The 18,308-nt window shown below is 67.2% G+C and carries 15 protein-coding genes; 10 read left to right on the top strand and 5 right to left on the bottom strand.

The window, feature by feature from the left end; genetic code table 11:
- The first annotated feature begins 87 nt into the window (after positions 1-87).
- The 3 genes from IG171_RS04420 to IG171_RS04430 all read left to right on the top strand — a co-directional run bounded on the left by IG171_RS04420 (position 88) and on the right by IG171_RS04430 (position 1,960).
- Entirely contained in the window at positions 88-630 is a 543-nt protein-coding gene (locus IG171_RS04420; RefSeq protein ID WP_212130170.1) for a GNAT family N-acetyltransferase, read from the top strand.
- A gap of 125 nt (positions 631-755) precedes the next feature.
- Positions 756-1,502, top strand: coding sequence for a 4-hydroxy-tetrahydrodipicolinate reductase (gene dapB, locus IG171_RS04425; RefSeq protein ID WP_212130172.1), 747 nt, complete (start codon positions 756-758; stop codon positions 1,500-1,502).
- The gene (locus IG171_RS04430; protein WP_212130174.1) at positions 1,502-1,960 is read left to right on the top strand and encodes a tetratricopeptide repeat protein; all 459 of its coding nucleotides are present in this window, start codon (positions 1,502-1,504) and stop codon (positions 1,958-1,960) included. Before dapB ends, IG171_RS04430 begins: the two co-directional genes overlap by 1 nt.
- A gap of 6 nt (positions 1,961-1,966) precedes the next feature.
- Here IG171_RS04430 and IG171_RS04435 read toward each other — a convergent pair whose 3' ends face one another.
- Entirely contained in the window at positions 1,967-3,292 is a 1,326-nt protein-coding gene (locus IG171_RS04435; RefSeq protein ID WP_212130176.1) for a heparan-alpha-glucosaminide N-acetyltransferase domain-containing protein, read from the bottom strand.
- A 178-nt stretch (positions 3,293-3,470) separates the two neighbouring features.
- Between IG171_RS04435 and IG171_RS04440 the strand changes: the two genes are divergently transcribed.
- Positions 3,471-3,731 carry a hypothetical protein gene (locus IG171_RS04440; protein WP_249204051.1) on the top strand — a complete coding sequence of 87 codons (261 nt, stop codon included), beginning with the start codon at positions 3,471-3,473 and terminating at the stop codon, positions 3,729-3,731.
- Here the strand turns inward: IG171_RS04440 and IG171_RS04445 are convergent.
- The gene (locus IG171_RS04445) at positions 3,680-4,678 is read right to left on the bottom strand and encodes a hypothetical protein (protein ID WP_212130178.1); all 999 of its coding nucleotides are present in this window, start codon (positions 4,676-4,678) and stop codon (positions 3,680-3,682) included. The genes IG171_RS04440 and IG171_RS04445 overlap by 52 nt on opposite strands.
- Before the next feature lie 354 nt (positions 4,679-5,032).
- On the opposite strand from IG171_RS04445, the gene dapA reads away from it, so the two are divergent.
- Both dapA and IG171_RS04455 read left to right on the top strand, forming a co-directional pair.
- The gene (gene dapA, locus IG171_RS04450; protein ID WP_212130179.1) at positions 5,033-5,956 is read left to right on the top strand and encodes a 4-hydroxy-tetrahydrodipicolinate synthase; all 924 of its coding nucleotides are present in this window, start codon (positions 5,033-5,035) and stop codon (positions 5,954-5,956) included.
- A 34-nt stretch (positions 5,957-5,990) separates the two neighbouring features.
- Positions 5,991-7,637, top strand: coding sequence for a ribonuclease J (locus IG171_RS04455; RefSeq protein WP_212131532.1), 1,647 nt, complete (start codon positions 5,991-5,993; stop codon positions 7,635-7,637).
- 488 nt (positions 7,638-8,125) lie between these two features.
- Here the strand turns inward: IG171_RS04455 and IG171_RS04460 are convergent, their stop codons facing one another.
- A complete protein-coding gene (locus IG171_RS04460) occupies positions 8,126-9,982 on the bottom strand; it encodes an L-lactate permease (protein WP_349252140.1) in 1,857 nt (618 codons plus the stop codon).
- 287 nt (positions 9,983-10,269) lie between these two features.
- On the opposite strand from IG171_RS04460, the gene aceB reads away from it, so the two are divergent.
- Positions 10,270-11,874: a malate synthase A gene (gene aceB, locus IG171_RS04465; protein ID WP_212130181.1), complete on the top strand. Its 1,605-nt coding sequence runs from the start codon at positions 10,270-10,272 to the stop codon at positions 11,872-11,874.
- 232 nt (positions 11,875-12,106) lie between these two features.
- Entirely contained in the window at positions 12,107-13,267 is a 1,161-nt protein-coding gene (locus IG171_RS04470) for an FAD-binding oxidoreductase (protein WP_212130183.1), read from the top strand.
- A gap of 1 nt (position 13,268) precedes the next feature.
- On the opposite strand, the gene IG171_RS04475 is transcribed toward IG171_RS04470, so the two are convergent.
- Together IG171_RS04475 and IG171_RS04480 are read right to left on the bottom strand one after the other, a co-directional pair.
- Positions 13,269-13,730: a universal stress protein gene (locus IG171_RS04475; RefSeq protein ID WP_212130185.1), complete on the bottom strand. Its 462-nt coding sequence runs from the start codon at positions 13,728-13,730 to the stop codon at positions 13,269-13,271.
- Between the two features lie 10 nt (positions 13,731-13,740).
- Complete coding sequence (locus IG171_RS04480) at positions 13,741-15,276, bottom strand: SLC13 family permease (RefSeq protein ID WP_212130187.1); 1,536 nt, start codon at positions 15,274-15,276, stop codon at positions 13,741-13,743.
- Between the two features lie 143 nt (positions 15,277-15,419).
- Between IG171_RS04480 and IG171_RS04485 the strand changes: the two genes are divergently transcribed.
- Positions 15,420-17,234, top strand: coding sequence for an ATP-binding protein (locus tag IG171_RS04485; RefSeq protein ID WP_212130189.1), 1,815 nt, complete (start codon positions 15,420-15,422; stop codon positions 17,232-17,234).
- Positions 17,231-17,890, top strand: a complete 660-nt coding sequence (locus IG171_RS04490; protein WP_249204052.1) for a response regulator — start codon at positions 17,231-17,233, stop codon at positions 17,888-17,890. The genes IG171_RS04485 and IG171_RS04490 overlap by 4 nt, the downstream gene beginning before the upstream one ends.
- Positions 17,891-18,308: the final 418 nt, after the last annotated feature.

Here is an 18,308-nt window from a genome sequence, read left to right on the forward strand (position 1 = left end):
GCATACGGGATCCGGGCGCCGTCATTCTGTCTGGGGCGCGTCGGCAGAGCACGGGTACGGCGGGGCGCGCGTCGGTAGAGTGGGAGGATGAACGCCTTCCTGCGATCGTGGCGGGCCGATGACGCCGACGCCCTGGCCGAGGTCTATGCGAGCGCCGATGCGGACCTGACCGGCAACATCCCCGATGACCGCAGCCTCGACGGTGCCAGAGCCTGGATCGAACAGATCCACCGCGCCGAGACGGCAGGGACGGCAAGCGCCTACGTCCTCGTCGTCGAGCCAGAGCGGCGCATCGTCGGCAATGTCATGGCCTCCGGGATCGAACGTCGGCACTCGAGCGCGTGGACCTCCTACTGGATCGTCGCCGCCGCACGGGGCGCCGGACTGACATCGGCGGCCCTGCGGAGCTTCGTGGACCATCTGCACGATGGCCTCGGCATCCATCGGCTCGAGTTGGGCTACCGCACGAACAACCCCGCCTCGGCGAAGGTGGCGAAGAACGCCGGCTTCCTCGTCGAAGGCCGTGAGCGGGAGAAGCTGCTCTACGACGGCATCCGCTTCGACACCGAGGTCTGCGCCCGGCTCAGCACAGACCCGCGCATCCCGGGCCCGCGTCTTCGGATGGACTGAGGAAGGTGCCTCAGCTGAATTGAGGTCGAGGTGTCAAGTGGTCTGCTGCAGGAGAGGACGCGCGGTGGCGAGCGGGCAGTCGCTAGACTGTCCTGCGGAGAACGTCGAGCAAGGAGACAGAGCACATGAGCATTCGCGCAGCCGTCATCGGAGCCAAGGGACGCATGGGATCCCACGCCGTCGAGGCGATCAACGAGGCCGAAGGAATCGACCTCGTCGCCACCCTCGGCAGCAGCGATTCGCTCGAGACCCTGCTCGATGCCGACATCGACGTCGCCGTCGAACTCACCGTCCCGAAGTCGACCGAAGACAACGTCCGCTTCCTCGTCGAGCACGACATCGACACCGTCGTGGGCACCACCGGCTGGGACAATGACAGTCTGACCCGCCTCGAGGCCACACTCGCCGAACACCCGAAGACTGCGGTGCTCATCGCCCCGAACTTCTCGATCGGGGCGGTCCTGGCCATGCGCTTCGCGGAACTCGCCGCCCCCTACTTCGACTCCGCCGAGGTCGTCGAGACCCACCACACCCGCAAACTCGACGCACCATCGGGAACGGCCAACCACACCGCCCAGCGGATCGCGGCCGCCCGCAGCTCCGCCGGTCTGCCGCCGGTGCCCGACTCCACGGAATCCGATCCGCTCGGCGCCAGGGGAGCGGTCATCGACGGCATCCACGTCCACGCCATCCGCCAGCAGGGCATGAATGCCCACGAAGAGATCCATTTCGGCTCCGACGGCGAAGCCCTGACCATCCGCACCGACTCGCACTCCACCTCGGCGTTCATGCCGGGAATCGTCACCGCGGTGCGCTCGATCGCCGACTACACGGGACTCATCCACGGTCTCGAGAACATGCTCGACCTCTGATGTCGAAGGCCAAGATCGGGGCGATCATCGTCTCCGTCGTCCTCGTCTTCTACTTCGTCCTCATGGGGCAGCGGGCGTGGATCCTGGTGCGCGAACCCGACCCCATCCCGCGCATCATGGGCATCGCCCTGTTCGTTCTGCCCGTCATCGGCGCGTGGACGCTCATCGTCGAACTCATCTTCGGAGCCCGGACGGAGAAGCTCGCCCGCATCCTCGGCGCCGAGGGCGGGCTGCCCGTCGACGATCTGCCCCGCACCCCCGGCGGCAGGATCATCCGCGAGGCCGCTGACAGGGAATTCTTGAAGTACCAGGCCGAGGCCGAGGCCGCCCCCGAGGACTGGCGGTCCTGGTTCCGGCTCTCCTGCGCCTATGACGCCAGCGGAGATCGCAAACGGGCACGAGCGACGATGCGCAAGGCGATCAGCCTCTTCCGCGAAGGACAGAAGCAGGGCGCCTAGACCCGGTCACCTCGGCGCGTTCGGATCGGGCGAGCCCGGAGACTCGGGAGCTCCGGGAGAATCGGGCGGCCCCGACGATTCGGCTGCCGCGGCCGGTGCCGCAGGCACCGGGGTGGCCGAGCGGATGATGGCGGCGATGCCGGACTCGAACGGACCGCGCGGATTGACGAACATCTTCCAGAGCAGGGGGAGGAGAACAAAGGTCAGCGCGTGGATGGCGAACTCCAACGTCTGCTCGGACGCCGTGCCGGTGCCCTCCCACGGCTGCGCGACGATCATCGGCCGGGTGCTCTCGAGGAAGACCACGTGCGCGGAGTACACGCTCAACGGCATCGACCCCGGCGCCGACAGCGGCGCGAGCAGCCACGACTTCCGGCCCAGCAGCACGGCCGCGGCCTGGCAGGCGGCGATCGTCATCAGCGCCGTCCCACCCGTCGAGAGCAGGTCGAACGGCGTGCCCGAATGCGGTCCGGCGATCGCGAGCCACCACCAGGACGTCGCCGGTGTCACCCCGTGGCTGCCGGTGAACAGGGCCGCGGTGAGATCGGTGCCGAAGTACTCGGAGACGTCGACGAGCTCGGCCCCACCTCCGGCGAGGTTGAGCAGCAGCCAGGACACGCCGCGGCCGAGGACGAAGAGCCCGAGACCGGCGGTGAACACCGCGAGAAGGTGCCTGTTGATGTCGAGCTTGGCCAAGGCCATGCCGAGCAGAATATACGACAGCCACTGCAGCACCGGGTAGTAGCCGGTGAGGAACAGATCGGTGAGCATCGGGCCCGGAGTCGCCAGATCGAACCAGGACAGCGGCAGATACCCGGGCTCGAGGCCGAACTCGGAGCGCACGATCATCGACACCACGGGGGACAGGACCATCCACACCCCGGCGAGGACGAACAGGGTGCTCGCCCGCAGCCGGAGGAAGAACAGGGCCAGGGCGAACATGACGCCGTAATTGACGAGGATGACCGCGAGCAGACTCGAGATCGACCCGAGGCACAGGCCGATGAGCACGATCGCCGCCGCCCGGATGAGCACGCTGGGAGCGGCATCGCGCAGCCGCCCGGACTCGGCCAGACGCGACCGCGTCGACAGCACCAGCGAACATCCGGCCAGCACCGCGAACAGTGCGGAGGCGCGCCCGGCGAAGGCCGCCGCCCAGGTCGGCATCCCGGTCTCGTCGCCGAGGGCGAAGATGTGCGTGACCATCATCGCCAACAGGGCGATTCCGCGGGCGACATCGAGTCCGACGAGCCGACCGCGCGGACTGAGACGGTCGAGAACGGTCGCCGAGGTGGTCGCGGAGTCTGCTCCGTGCGCCTGGTGAGAGTTCATGCAATGATTCTCACACGTCTTCACGGCTTCCGGGCGCAGGCCAGGTGCGATCCCGGGCTGCAGCTGCTGTGGGATAGAGGATGAGAAGCTGACAATACGGTGATGCCGATGACAGGGTCAGCAGACTCTCGAATGCATCAATGACGATCGTGTCTCAACTGTTCCCAACCACGTCCTCATGGCCACCGAGGGCTCCTCGTCTGCTGGATACACCGCCGTCGCCGAGGCGGTCCACCGTCACGGTGCGACGATCTTCGCCCGGCTCTTCCACCCCGAGGTCATGGACGGTCAGCGCGGCATGGCCCCGCGCGCCGTGGCCCCCAGCGACGAGCCGCAGGAGCGGTTCAAGGACGTGCCCGAGGCCCTGAGCACGGCCGCGACAAATGCTCAGTCGCGTTCGTCAGCGAGATACTTCTCCAAGTCGCTCCGTGCCGTTTGAGCCGCAGAAAGGAACAGCCGTCCCGCAGCAGCGAGATCTTCATCCGTGAGCGGATTTGACCTCACTCCGATGTAGGAGTTGGTGTAGCCGGTCGCATAGTGCAGAGGAAGGTTGAACTCACGTGCCGCCTGAATCTTGTAGGTGCTGGGTGATGGCGAACCGTCCTTGTTCCGCCGGTGTTTGCCAGGGGTCGTGGAGATCGGAAATTCAGTCCCAGCAAGGAAGTGTTCGACCGAGCGTCCGAGTTCGCGCACCAGCCGGAGCCATTCCGGCTCAGTCGCAGAATGGCCGAAATCATCGGGGTGGACTGACACCCCGACATTTGCAATATACCCATCACTGCTTCGGCTGCGTTCGATCTGGACGATGATCCATCGTCGACGATCAGAATCGAGAAAATCAGAGGTGATGATTACCGACGGGTACCCGCCATCCCCATCTTTCTCCTCGTAGCTCCACCCGGCCGGCACTGAGTCCTTGAGATTCATTGACAGCAGTTGCCGTCTGGCGATCCTTTTCTCGTCGTTCAGAATGTTGACATCGTCGATCCCCACCCGAGAGTTTCGGAACACCGATAGAGCACGTCTCCATGTGCAGACGAGCACACCTGCAGATACAGCCTCCTCAGGGACGTCGGAAGTGTCTTTGACGATTGCGATGAGATGATCGACGGCTTCGAGTTCTGCCTCCCACTGGGCCCGGCTGAGCTGGTGTCCGATCTTGCACTCCACACCGACCTTTGCCTTTTCAAAGGTCACGAGGATGTCCAAATTCGCGTGATCGGCTCGTTCGCAGGTCACCGACTCCAAAGGTCCAGTGCCCGTGATGCCGATAATGTCGCGCATCAGGGTTTGTGTTGCAGTGGGATCAAACCTCATTTCAGAGGCCAATGCGCGATTGAGTTCCGGTTCAGTGGTGAACAGCTTGCCTCGGTCGAGGAGGTTCATCGTGTTCTTTCGTCTCGAGCAGTCACTGGTGGGTAGGATCCCAGCTTATGCATTCAGTCGTCGGCCGTGATCTGAATCTCACATCGGGCGAAGCTCGATCGGACTCGACGGGGATTACGCTGTGCAGCGTTGGGGCCGAAGTCGATGGGGAACCTGTGGGGATGTGGCGGGAGAGAATGGGTGATCTTCTCGCACACCCCGCATGGCCTGTGATCTGCGCCTCGACACGCGAGCGGGTCTCGGGCGTCGGATGGGCGCGGTGGGTCGCCTCGGTGCGGGTGTGGGGCAGAACTCGTCTCGCAACGCGGGTGGACCACTGCACTCGTCGGACGATGTGGACGGTATCCTTGAACCATGGCGATTCTCGGTGACAGCGCAGCGGCCGCTGCAATTGACGCGTTCGGTACCGTCGGCACTGCAATGGTGACCCCGTTCAAGAGCGACGGCACCATCGACTATCCCGCCGTTGAGAAGGTGGCCGACCACCTCGTCGCCCTCGGCAACGACATGCTCGTCGTCTCCGGCACCACCGGCGAATCACCGACGACGACCGATGACGAGAAGATCGAACTGCTCCACGTCGTGCGCGGCGTGATCGGCAACCGGGCGAAGATCATCGCCGGCACCGGCAACAACGTCACCGCCCACACCATCGACCTCTCCCGGCGCTCGGCCGCCGCGGGAGCCGACGGCATCCTCATCGTCACCCCCTACTATTCGAAGCCGACGCAGCCGGCGATCGAGGCGCACATGCGTGCCGCCGCCGACTCGACCGACCTGCCGGTCATGCTCTACGACATCCCCGGCCGCGCCGGTGCCCCGATCATCACGGACACGCTTCTGCGGCTGTCCGACCACCCGAACATCCTCGCGGTCAAGGACGCCAAGGGCGACCTCTTCGCCTCCTCGTTCGTGATGAACAACTCCTCGCTCGTCTACTACTCCGGCGAGGACGCACTCAACCTTCCGCTGCTGTCCCTCGGGGCGCTCGGGCTCGTGTCCGTGGCCGGGCACGTCTGCTCTGACCGCTTCGCCTCGATGGTTCGAGCAGTGGCGAACAACGACCTCTACACCGCGCGCACCCTGTCCCGCCAAACCGCGGACGTGGTGGATGCGCTCATGAACCACATGCCGGGCGTGATCTCGGCGAAGGCCGCTCTGCAGGCCCAAGGAATACTCGACAACCGCGATGTGCGCATGCCGCTGCTCCCAGCAGATGAGGAGCAGGTGGCGTTCGTCACCGCCCAATTGACCAGGAGTGGTTACCTCAGTGAATAATGCATTGACCCAAGAACTGTCCCGCCCACCGAAGATGGATCGCGAGGCCGTTCGCATCGTCGCGCTCGGCGGGCTCGGTGAGGTCGGGCGCAATATGACCGTGTTCGAATACCACGGCAAACTGCTCGTCGTCGACTGCGGCGTGCTCTTCCCCGAAGAGGACCAGCCCGGCGTCGACCTCATCCTCCCCGACTTCTCCTACCTCGACGACCGCCTCGACGACATCGTCGGGCTCGTGCTGACCCACGGCCACGAGGACCACATTGGTGCCGTGCCCTATCTGCTGCGCCGCAAGGGCGACATCCCGATCCTCGGCTCGAAGCTGACGATCGCGCTCATCGAGGCCAAGCTCAAGGAGCACCGGATCAAGCCCATCACGCGTGTGGTCGCCGAGGACGACCTCGACCAGCTCGGTCCCTTCGACCTCGAGTTCGTCGCCGTCAACCACTCGATCCCCGATGCTCTGGCTGTCTTCATCCGCACGGGTGCCGGGAACATCCTCCACACCGGCGACTTCAAGATGGACCAGCTGCCGCTCGACGGCCGCATCACCGACCTGCGCGCCTTCGCCCGCCTCGGCGAGGAGGGCGTGGACCTGTTCATGACGGACTCGACGAACGCCGAGGTCCCCGGCTTCACTGCCTTGGAGAAGGACATCGGGCCCGTGCTCGAGAACCTCTTCGGCACCGCCGAACGCCGCATCATCGTCGCTTCCTTCTCCTCCCACGTCCACCGCGTCCAGCAGGTGCTCAACGCCGCCGACGCCCACGGCCGCAAGGTCGCTCTCGTCGGCCGGTCGATGGTGCGCAACATGAAGATCGCCGCCGACCTCGGCTACCTCGACGTGCCCCAGGGCACGCTCATCGACATCAAGAAGGTCGACGACTACCCGGAGGACCAGATCGTCCTCATGTGCACGGGCTCGCAGGGCGAGCCGATGGCAGCGCTGTCGCGCATGGCCAATCGCAACCACCGCGTCGAGGTCGGCGACGGCGACACCGTCATCCTCGCCTCCTCGCTCATCCCCGGCAACGAGAACTCCGTGTTCAAGGTCATCAACGGCCTGATGAAGCTCGGTGCCCGCGTGATCTCGAAGGCCGATGCGAAGGTCCATGTCTCCGGCCATGCCTCCGGCGGCGAGCTGCTGTACTCGTACAACATCGTCAAGCCCCGCGGCGTCATGCCCGTCCACGGTGAGTGGCGGCACCTGCTGGCCAATGCCCGCCACGCCGAGGCGACCGGAGTCGATCGGGAGAACATCGTCCTGGCCGATGACGGCTGGGTCGTCGACCTCAAGGACGGCCGCGCCGAGGTCGTCGGCGCCGTGGACTGCAACTACGTCTTCGTCGACGGGTCGTCTGTCGGCGAGATCACCGAGGCCGACCTCAAGGACCGTCTGGTCCTGTCCGGAGAGGGCTTCGTGACGATCTTCATCGCCGTGAACTCGCAGTCGAAGTCGCTCATCGCCGGCCCCGAGATCCACGCCCGCGGTGTCGCCGAATCCGATGACGTCTTCGACACGATCGTGCCGAAGGTGACCAAGGCCGTCGAGGATGCGCTCCGTGACGGAACCGTCGACCAGTACCAGCTGCAGCAGGTCGTGCGCCGCACGATCGGCCGCTGGGTGTCCTCGAAGCTGCGCCGCAAGCCGATGATCGTTCCCATGGTCGTCATCGTCTGAGTCGGTTCCGCCCGCCGCCTGTTCGCCGAGTCGCCACAGGCGCCCGGATGGAGCGAGACCGCGCCCGTGTGTGCCTCTGAGTGAGGTGCGCACGGGCGCTTCCGCCCGAGCACCACGCTGCTGGCGTATTCGGGGCAGAAGTTCTGTGCGGGGCGGCCGCTGAGCGACGTTGAGTCTCCTGCGGGTGGATCCATTGCGAGATCCGACCGATTATCGCAGTGGATCCACCCGCAGGAGACATCTGGCGCATGAGTGAGCCGCGCGGCGCATCGTCGGTGACTCTTGGCTCAGCCACTCGGCGGGAGCGCGGTGCATCGTCGGCTCGTTCAACGGTGCCTCAGGTTATCGCTGCAGCCTCGTATCGATAACCTCACGAGCGGTTGCACGAGAGGGTGTGGACCGTGCGGTCGTTGAGCGAGCGGGCCCGTGGGAGGCCTTCCCGCCGGCAACCGGGCCCGCCGACTTCCGGGCCGCGGGCACTCCGGCGTTCAGGCCGAGACCGAGCGTTCAGGTTCGTCGTCGCCGCTGGTCAGCGGTTTGCCCGGAGACCTCCGGACCAGGACGATGACGACGCCGAGACCGACGATGAGCGCGGTCAGGATCACCGTTCCGGCATTCATCCCCAGTCCGTTGAGGCCGACGAAGGCGATCGCACCCGCGCCCAGCGAGTAGACGAGCATCGGGATCGAGGTGCGCCGGATCAGCTCGCCCTCGCGTCCGACCAGACCGACCGTCGCCGAGGCGGCCACGACGTTGTGCACGGCGACCATATTGCCCGCGGCTCCGCCGACGGCCTGGGCCGCGACCACGGTCTCGGGGCTGGCCGCGCCGATGGCGGTGCCGGTGGAGAACTGGAACTGCGAGAACATGATGTTCGAGACCGTGTTCGATCCTGCGACGAACGCGCCGAGGGCACCGACGAACGGAGCGAGCAGCGGCCAGGCGTCACCGACGGTGGAGGCGGCCGCCTCGGCGAGGGTGACCGGCATCGACTCGAGCCCGGCTCCGTTGTAGTCGGCGCCGGAGTTGATGAACACGCGCACCAGCGGCAGTGAGCACAGCAGGGCAACAGCGGCGCTGGCGATCTGCGAACCCGCGATCTTCCAGGACCCGGCGATCCGCTTCTTCGTCATCCGATGGACGAAGTAGGTCAGGCCGCAGGCGAGGACGAAGATCGCACCCGGCGACCACAGCAGGTCCATGTCCTGATTGATCGGCGTGCCGAAGATGCCCTCGATCTTGATCACGGCGGGACCGGTGAGGAAGTCCTGAATGGCCGGAACGTTGCGGGTGATGAGCAGCAGAGCGACGACGATGAGGTAGGGCGACCAGGCTCGGATCAGCGACATCTTCTTCTCAAGCTGTGCTTTCTCCTTATTCGGGTCGACGGTGCCCATCCAGAAGGCCGGCCACTTCTGGCGAGGTGCGAAGTCCCAGGTCTTCTTCGGCATGAGGAAGCCCATCCGCGAGGTGGTCACCACGATCGCCAACCCGATGAGGCCGCCGAGCAGGGACGGGAACTCGGGCCCGAGCAGATTCGCCACGATGAGGTAGGGCACGATCATCGCCAGTGCCGAGTAGACGGCGAACGGAGCGACTGCCAGACCGTCGGCGAAGCGCCGGTTCGCACCGAAGAACCCGGTCATCATGCACGCCAGCAGCAGCGGGATGAAGATGCCGCAGATGCCGTGGATGAGGGCGACCTGAGTGGCGGTGTGGGCGACGAACTCGGCCTGAGTGAGCCCGAGCTGTCCGGCGCGTTCGGCGACATCGGCCGACATCGACCCGTCCTCCTGCGACAGCCCCGAACCGATGCCCAGCACCATCGGGGTGCCCACGGCACCGAAGCTGACCGGAGTCGACTGGATGATGAGACCGGCCAGCACGGCGGCGATGGCGGGGAAGCCCAGGGCGAGCAGGAGCGGCGCGACGACGGCCGCCGGCGTGCCGAAGCCGGCAGCACCCTCGATGAAGGAGCCGAACAGCCACGCGATGATGATGACCTGCACGCGTCTGTCTGGGGAGATCGCGATGAACCCGGAGCGGATCGTCTCGATCGCACCCGACCGGGTGATCGTGGCCAGCAGCAGAACCGCGCCGAAGACGATCCACAGCAGACCGATGGCCACGAGGATGCCCTGGACGACCGAGGCGCCGATGGTGACCCATTCGATCTTCCAAGCGAAGTTCGCCACCAGGGCCGCTGCCACGAGGCCGATGGGCATCGCGTATTTGGCCGGCCAGCGGAAGCCGATGAGGAGGATCCCCGCCAGGAGGATCGGGGACAGAGCCAGGAGGGCTGCAACAGCGAGGTTGTCCATCGTGTGTCCGATCTGCGGCGTCATTGCCGCGTGGTCGTCGTGGCACGGACCCGGCCGCCGGAGGCGGTCCCACGAAACAGGTCCGTCTCTTCATGGTGCCAGGTGACCGGCTCGAGTCAACAGACACTCCGTCTCGAAGGGCGATAAGGTTTGACGAGATGTGCATCACCTCATATTCTTTCGGTGTGTGAACAAAAATTTTCACGATGTGAAAGTTTCGCAGGCCAAACCCCGTTGCCAGCGAACGAAGACGCACCGCTTGGTGCCGACAGAGACGCAGCACGACGAGTGCTGACTAAGGAGAACCACCGATGACCGCTCAAATCGAGAACCTGGACATCCCGGCCGGGATGGAGATCACCGGCGAACTGCCGGATGGCGCAGAGAAGGTCCTCACCCCGAAGGCGCTCGAGCTCATCGTCGAACTGCACCGCAAGTTCAACGGCGACCGCCTCGAACGTCTCGAAGCACGCAAGGTCCGTCAGGCCGAGATCGCCGACGGCAAGGACCTCGACTTCCTGCCGGAGACCGCTGAGATCCGCAACGATCCCAGCTGGCAGGTCGCGCCCCCGGCGCCGGGGCTCGAAGACCGTCGCGTCGAGGTCACCGGACCGACGTACAAGAAGATGACGATCAACGCGCTCAACTCCGGCGCGAAGGTGTGGCTGGCCGACCAGGAGGACGCGAACACCCCGCAGTGGGACTCGGTCATCCAGGGCCAGATCAACCTGCTCGACTCGCTCAACCGGGAGATTGACTTCACCTCACCCGAGGGCAAGGAGTACAAGCTCGCCCCCGACGATCAGCTGCCGACCATCGTGGTGCGCCCGCGCGGTTGGCACATGCCCGAGAAGCACATCCTCATCGACGGTGAGGAGACCTCCGGTTCGCTCGTCGACTTCGCCCTCTACTTCGCCACGGCCGGTCAGGTCCAGATCGAGAAGGGCCGCGGCCCCTACTTCTACCTGGCGAAGATGGAGTCCCACCTCGAGGCCCGCCTGTGGAACCAGGTCTTCGAGCACGCCGAGGACGCCTTCGGGCTGGCCCGCGGCACCATCCGCGCCACGGTGCTCATCGAGACCTACACCGCGGCCTTCGAGATGGAGGAGATCCTCTACGAACTGCGTGAGCACTCCGCCGGGCTCAACGCCGGCCGCTGGGACTACATCTTCTCCGTGATCAAGAACTTCCGCTCCCGCGGCTCCGACTACCTGCTGCCCGACCGTTCGGACGTGACCATGACCGTGCCGTTCATGCGCGCCTACACCGAACTGCTCGTGCGCACCTGCCACAAGCGCGGAGCCCACGCCATCGGCGGCATGTCCGCGTTCGTGCCCTCGAAGGACGAGGCGGAGAACAAGGCCGCCTTCGACAAGGTGCGCGAGGACAAGTCCCGTGAGGCCGGCGACGGCTTCGACGGTTCCTGGGTCGCCCACCCGGGCATGGTCTCCCTGTGCAGGGAGGTCTTCACCGAGACCCTCGGCGACAAGCCCAACCAGATCGACAACAAGCGCGAGGACGTCGATGTCACCGCCGCCGACCTCCTCGACGTCAAGTCGACCCCGGGGTCGATGACCGAGCAGGGACTGCGCACGAACGTCTCCGTCGGCATCCAGTACCTGCGCGCCTGGCTCGAGGGCAACGGCGCCGTGGCCATCAACGGCCTCATGGAGGACGCCGCGACCGCGGAGATCTCCCGGTCCCAGGTGTGGCAGTGGCTCGATGCCGGAGTCACCCTCGACTCCGGTGAGAAGGTGACCAAGGACCTCGTCGAGCGCATCGTCGCCGAGGAGGTCGCGAAGCTGCCCGGTGACGACGCCGGTTGGAAGGACGCCACCGACACCTTCGTCTCGGTCGCGATCGCTCCCGACTACGTCGACTTCCTCACCCTGCCGGCCTACGCCCGCATGCCCTGAGTCGAAGTCGCCCGGCGCCGGTACAGCCCGGCGCCGAAGCCGCCCGGTGCCGGCTCGCCCTGAGTCGAGTCCGCCGGGTGCCCGCACCGGTGGCCCCGCATCCGATCGACGCCAGAGGTGCGGGGTCTGACCACGCCGAACGCCTCCGAAATCCGTGCCCAGCGCACCGACTTCGGGGGCGTTCTTCGCTACACTCGACACACGCGACGACACAGCACAGACAGAGGTGGGGATGAGCCGAACCGCAGCCGAACTGCCACGACTGGCCAGTCCCGACAGCAACGCCGAACTCTCCGAGCTCATGGCCCGGGCGCACGCCGAGTCCCGCACGGTGACCGTCTTCGGCGGCGGCACCGCCTTCGATGACCATCCGCCCGCCGCCACCCCCGGACTGCTCATCGACATGACCGGACTCGCCGAGGTGGCCGAGGGCCCCGCCGACGGGCCGACCGTCCGCGCCGAGGCCGGAGCGAAGCTCTCGGCGCTCAACGGACTCGCGGCCCGATCCGGGCAGGAGGTCCGCGCCGACCTGCCCGATGATCGCATCGCGGCCGGGGCCAGCCTCGGCGGGATGATCGCCACGGCCGCCGCCGGTCCGCGTCACCTGCACCGTCCCCGACTCGCCGAGACCGTGGTGTCGATGACGAGCGTCGGTGCCGACGGGACCATCGCCCGCACCGCCGACGGGCTCAGCCCCGCTCTGGCCGGTCGCGAGCTGCCGCGGCTTCTCACCGGGTCCTGGGGCACGCGGGCGATCATCGTCGCCGCCGAGATCGAACTGAGCATGCGACCGGCGGCCCAGCAGTTCGTGTGGATCCCCGGCGCCGAGGCGGCCGCGGCACTCCTCGGCGCCCGACAGCCGCCGGCGGCGGTCGTCATCGAACGCCCGCCCGGTTCGTCCCCGGCCACCGTCGCCCTGTGCGAAGGCGACGAGGACCTCGTCGAGGCCGATATCGGACGCATCCTCGACCGCTTCCCGGCCGCCTCTCTCTGTCAGCGACCGGACTGGTGGAGCCGGCGGGCCCGGGTGCCCGTGACGATCAGCGTCTCCGTGGATCCGGATTTCGTTCCGAGGCTTTTGTCGGCCGTGACACGGCTCGAGGACGCGATCGGCTATCCGCTGCGGCTGCGGGGGAGTGCGGCCGGGTTCTTCGAACTCGGGATCGGTGCTCCGCAGACCGAACCGGGAATCGCCGCCCGTGTCGTCCTCGAGCACCTGCGGACCTTCGGGCTGCACCACCTCGGCGCGCGGCTGGTCCACGCACCGGCCTCGGTATGGGACGAGGTCGACGCGTGGGGGCCGCTGCCGGGCCGGGCGGGACTGCAGGAGCTCAAGGACCTCCTCGACCCGCGCGGACCGCTGGCCCCGGGCCGCGGCCTCGGCGGGGTCTGACTCATTTCACCAGCAGCACGGGACATTCGGCCTCGAGGATGACCTGCTGGGCGCTCGAGCCCAGCAGCAGTTTGACCACGGGCGAGCGGCGCTTGGCGGCCATGACGATGAGCAGGGCCGCATGCTGCGTCGCGAGGTCGAGGACCTGCTCGGCGAGATCGGATTCGACGCGTTGGACCTCGTACTCGAGCCCCGCCTCGGCGAGGGCGGCACCCAAGCGGGTGCACTCGGCCAGGGGAGACGTCGACGGGGCGGTGGTCGTGTCCGTGTCGAACACGATCGCGCGCAGCCCCGCGTTCTCACGTCGGGCCGCGGCGATCGCCTCCTGACACACAGCCGGCGTGGCGTCGGGGCGGAGGGCGAGGACCACGGTCGCCTCCGCCTCATCGATGCCCGGTGATGCGGCCACACGCAGGGACGGGGCGGGGAAGCGGCGGTGCGGGGTCGAATAGAGATCAGTCATTCCGGTCCGATCAGCCGATTCCGATGACGCCGATCGCCACGGCGACCGCGAGCATGACGAGGGCGACGATGAGCGCCCGCCACAGCACCTTCTTGTGATGGTCGCCGAGCTCGACACCCGACAGCGAGACCAGCAGCAGAATCGCCGGCACCAGCGGGGACTGCATGTGCACCGGCTGGCCGGTGATCGAGGCGCGCGCCATGTCCGCGGCCGAGATGCCGAAGTGGGCGGCGGTCTCGCTGAGCACGGGCAGGATGCCGAAGTAGAACGCGTCATTGCTCATGAAGAACGTCATCGGGATCGACAGCAGACCGGTGATGACGGCCATGAAGGGGCCCATCGACTCGGGGATGACGTCGACGAGCCAGGCGGCCATCGCATCGACCATGCCGGTGCCGGACATGATTCCGGTGAGCACGCCGGCGGCCATGACCATGGCGACCACGGAGATGATCGCCGAAGCGTGGCTGGCCAGCTCCTCCTGCTGGTCCTTCATCTTCGGGAAGTTGACCAGGAGCGCGATGACCGTGGCGATCATGAACAGGTACGGAAGCGGCAGGATATCGGCGATGAGCAGGACCATCACGACCACGGTCAGGCCCAGATTGAACCAGAACAGCTTCGGCCGCAGGCTCGCCCGGTTCGGGTCCAGTGCGGTGTTCGACAGGGCCGAACCGGAGCCGGTGTCCTCGCTGCCGGCGGTGCCGGTGCTGCCAGCGGTGCGTCCGCCGGCACCTGCGGCGGGGCCTGGGCCGGCACCTGCGGTCGCCTCGGCGCCGGAGTCCGAGGCCGCGGCAGTCGCTGCCTGCCCCGAGCCGGCCGCCGCGGTTGCGGACATGTGCCCGGCCGCGCCCGTGGCGTTTCCGGCCACGGCGCCGACGAGCTCTCGACGGGGATCGGCTCCGCGCTCCTCGACCCAGGCGACTCCGTTCTTGGCCAGACGACGCCGTTCGGAGATGCCGAGGAAGTAGGCGAAGACGAGGCACACGAGCAGACCCGCGATCAGGGAGGGCACCATCGGGGCGAAGATGTCGTTGGCCTCGATCTGCAGCGCCGAGGACGCCCGCGCCGTCGGCCCGCCCCAGGGCACGATGTTGAGCGTGCCGTTGATGAGTCCGGCCACGCAGGTGAGGACGACCGGTGACATCTCGAGGCGCTGATAGATGGGCAGCATGGCCGCGGTGACGACGATGAACGTCGTCGATCCGTCACCGTCGAGGGACACGGCCCCGGTGAGCAGGGCAGTGCCGAGGACGACCCTGACCGGGTCGTGACCGGCGACCTTGAGGATGAACTCGACGAGCTTGTCGAAGAGGCCGACGTCGATCATGATGCCGAAGTAGATGATCGCGAACAGCAGCAGAGCCGCCGTCGACGACATCGAGGCGATCGCATCCATGACCATGTTCCCGATGCCCAGCCCGGCCCCGGCGAAGAGGCCGAAGACGGTGGGCACGAGGATGAGCGCCAGGATCGGTGAGAGACGCTTGGTCATGATCAGGGTCATGAAGACGCCGATCATGGCGAAGCCGAGAATGACGAGCACGGGCTTCTCCTTCGAAGACGAATGTGAGGCTGGAAACACCGTAGGGTCCAGATCACGTGCCGCGCGCGTTTGTGTGCACTGATGGCGTTCTGATCGTTGACCACCTTTTGCGCATTGCGCTCACCCGTGCGTACAGTGAGCGCGTGCCCCGGCCCCGCCAATCGTTCTCCCATCGTGTGCTGATCAGTCAGCTCGCGCTCGTCGTCGTCACCCTCGCACTGGTGACGGGGGCATTCGCATGGATCGGGGCGCGCACCGTCACCGAGGTGACCGAGACGAAGGCGCTGGCGACCGCCCGAACCCTGGCGATCGACCCGGATGTCCGGCAGGCCGCGACCGAGGCCACGGCCGAGCACGCCGAGACCCCGGACGATGAGATCGTGTCCGCGCTGCTCGACATCACCGATGACCTGCGGGACCGGTCGGGCATCAGCTTCGCTGTGATCACCGATGACCGGGGGATCCGTCTGACCCACCCCGACCGGTCGAAGATCGGCCACAGGGTCTCGACCTCACCGGCCGAGGCCCTGGCCGGCCGCGAGTCCGTGTCCCACGAATCGGGCACGCTGGGGGAGACGGTGCGGGCCAAGGTGCCGATCCATTCCAGTGCCGATGGCGAGACCGTCGTCGGCGAGGTCTCGGTCGGCATCTATGCCTCCATCCTCGATGCGGATGTGCGCCGCGAACTGGTCCTGCTCGGCACGGTGGCCGTGGTGGCACTGGCCCTGGCCGGCATCGTCTCGGTCATGCTCGGGCGCCGGCTGCGGCGGGCGACCCTCGGCGTCGGGCCCGAGGAGCTGGCAGAGATGGCCCGCGACCAGGGTGCGGTGCTGCGCGGACTCGACGACGGTGTGCTCGGCTTCGACTCCGAGGGGCGGCTGACCCTGAGCAATTCGAACGCCGAGGAGCTGCTCGGTCTCCCCTCGGCGGGGGACGATCGGTCCGCTTCCTCGATCGCCGTGCCCGAGCAGATCACGGCGATGGTCGACGACGCTCCGGCCGAGGGCGCCCTGCGCAGGCGGATCACCATCGGCGAGCGGATCCTCCTGGCCACCGTCGTGCGGGTCCAGCGCGACGGGGTCCCCGTCGGCGGGGTCGTGACCCTGCGCGATGAGACCCAGATGCTGACCATGGCCCGCCAGCTCGAATCCGTCACGGCCATGGCCCGGGCCCTGCGCACGCAGCGCCACGAATTCGCCAACCGCCTCCACACCGTGCTCGGCCTCGTCGACACCGGCGCCACCGACGAGGCCCACACCTACCTCGCCTCGCTGCTGGGCACGGGGCCGATCACCACCCCGGTCGAGAACATCGAACTCCTCTCCGACGTCTATCTGCGCGCCGTCTTGGAGGCGAAGGGAACCACCGCCGCCGAGGCGGGGGTGAGCCTGGCCGTGACCCCGGATTCGCTGACCATGGGCACGGTCCGCGACCCCGAGTCCGTCACGCTCATCCTCGGCAACCTCATCGACAATGCCGTCCGCGCCGCCGTCGCCGCCCGCCGACCGCCCGAGGAGGGCAACCGGGTCGAGGTGCAGCTGCTGAGCTCGGGGCCCGAACTCCATGCCGTCGTCACCGACACCGGTGACGGCATCGACGGGGATGTCGAGGAGAGGATCTTCGACGAGGGGTTCTCCACCGCTGCGGCCGCCTCGGCGCAGGACTACGGGGTCGGGCTCACGACCGGGACCGGAACCGGTGACGGTCACGGACTGGGCATCGGTCTAGCGCTCAGCCGACGCGTGGCCGAGAGCGAAGGCGGTCGCGTGTGGCTCATCGACGGCCATGACCCCGAGCTCGGCGGGGCGAGCTTCGGCATGCGCCTGCCCGAGGCCCTCGACGAGACCCCACCGCACGGCGACACTCCAGCGCACGGCGATATGCCAGTGCACGGTGACTCTCCAGCACACGGCGATATGCCACCGCACAGCGACTCACAGCAATCCGAGGAGAGATGATGGTCAATGTTCTCGTGCTCGATGACGACTTCTTCGTCGGACAGATCCACTGCCGCTACGTCGACGAGGTGCCCGGGTTCACGGCGCTCGAACCCGTCCGGGACCTCGCCTCGGCGCGGGAGGTCATCGCCGAACAGGACGTCGACCTCCTCCTCGTCGACTATGTGCTGCCCGAGGGCACCGGCGTCGACCTCATCCGTGAGACCGATATCGATGCCGTCGTGCTCTCGGCGGTGACCGATCCGCAGGTCGTGCGCTCCTCGCTGCGGGCCGGGGCGCTGACCTACATCGTCAAACCCTTCGCCGCCGAGGTGCTGCAGGCCTTCCTGCGCCGCTATGCCAGGTTCCTCCGCTACTGGGAGCGGGAGAAGGTCGGTCAGGCCGACCTCGAACGCCAGCTGCGCAATCTCCATGACGCCTCGGCCGTCGGCGGGACGGGCACGAGCCAGACCGGGTCGTCGACGACGGGCCGGATCCTCAGCGCACTCGAGGAGGCTGGTGGGCCGATGACGGCCCTCGAGGTCGCCGAGGCCGTCGGTGCCTCCCGGGCCACGGCGCAGCGGCACCTGGCCAAGCTCGCCGAGGCCCGCACCATCACGGTGTCCCTCCAGTACGGCAGCACCGGCCGGCCCGAGCACCTCTACGCCACCCGCTGAGCACCCGCGGGAAATCGCTGAGCGCCCGCGAGCGATGGCCGAACCGGGGCGGGCGGCTTCTCGCTGCTGCGAAACTCCGGTGGAGCGTCGAGACACCGACGCACGCGCAGTGGCCTCGGCACTCCACCCGTGTATCGGCGGTTTCCGCTGGCGCGGGCCGGTTCGGTCGCCCCGGCCGGCGCTGGAAACCGCAGATGATCCAGTCTTCGTTCCGCACCGCACCTGACGTGGAAAATCACGCCTCCGCAGGCCTGCTGTGGCACGCCGAATCCTGCGGATTTGCTGGGCAGGAGCGCAATATCGTCCTAAGATGAGAGACATGGCGACCAGAACGACTTCCCCCGCTTCTGGTTCCGGGAAACGCACAGCGCGCAAGAACGCTGGTCGGTCCGGTCGAGCGGGGACCGAGGAACCCGGG

This window comes from Brevibacterium sp. SMBL_HHYL_HB1 (assembly GCF_018208375.1).
In the GTDB taxonomy this organism is placed as follows: Bacteria; Actinomycetota; Actinomycetes; order Actinomycetales; family Brevibacteriaceae; genus Brevibacterium; species Brevibacterium intestinavium.

What these genes read in the sequence shown, in the direction of transcription:
- IG171_RS04420 (WP_212130170.1), top strand. Translation starts at nt 88, where the DNA reads ATGAACGCCTTCCTGCGATCGTGGCGGGCCGATGACGCCGACGCCCTG.
- dapB (WP_212130172.1), top strand. Translation starts at nt 756, where the DNA reads ATGAGCATTCGCGCAGCCGTCATCGGAGCCAAGGGACGCATGGGATCC.
- IG171_RS04430 (WP_212130174.1), top strand. Translation starts at nt 1,502, where the DNA reads ATGTCGAAGGCCAAGATCGGGGCGATCATCGTCTCCGTCGTCCTCGTC.
- IG171_RS04435 (WP_212130176.1), bottom strand. Translation starts at nt 3,292, where the DNA reads ATGAACTCTCACCAGGCGCACGGAGCAGACTCCGCGACCACCTCGGCG.
- IG171_RS04440 (WP_249204051.1), top strand. Translation starts at nt 3,471, where the DNA reads ATGGCCACCGAGGGCTCCTCGTCTGCTGGATACACCGCCGTCGCCGAG.
- IG171_RS04445 (WP_212130178.1), bottom strand. Translation starts at nt 4,678, where the DNA reads ATGAACCTCCTCGACCGAGGCAAGCTGTTCACCACTGAACCGGAACTC.
- dapA (WP_212130179.1), top strand. Translation starts at nt 5,033, where the DNA reads ATGGCGATTCTCGGTGACAGCGCAGCGGCCGCTGCAATTGACGCGTTC.
- IG171_RS04455 (WP_212131532.1), top strand. Translation starts at nt 5,991, where the DNA reads ATGGATCGCGAGGCCGTTCGCATCGTCGCGCTCGGCGGGCTCGGTGAG.
- IG171_RS04460 (WP_349252140.1), bottom strand. Translation starts at nt 9,982, where the DNA reads ATGACGCCGCAGATCGGACACACGATGGACAACCTCGCTGTTGCAGCC.
- aceB (WP_212130181.1), top strand. Translation starts at nt 10,270, where the DNA reads ATGACCGCTCAAATCGAGAACCTGGACATCCCGGCCGGGATGGAGATC.
- IG171_RS04470 (WP_212130183.1), top strand. Translation starts at nt 12,107, where the DNA reads ATGAGCCGAACCGCAGCCGAACTGCCACGACTGGCCAGTCCCGACAGC.
- IG171_RS04475 (WP_212130185.1), bottom strand. Translation starts at nt 13,730, where the DNA reads ATGACTGATCTCTATTCGACCCCGCACCGCCGCTTCCCCGCCCCGTCC.
- IG171_RS04490 (WP_249204052.1), top strand. Translation starts at nt 17,231, where the DNA reads ATGATGGTCAATGTTCTCGTGCTCGATGACGACTTCTTCGTCGGACAG.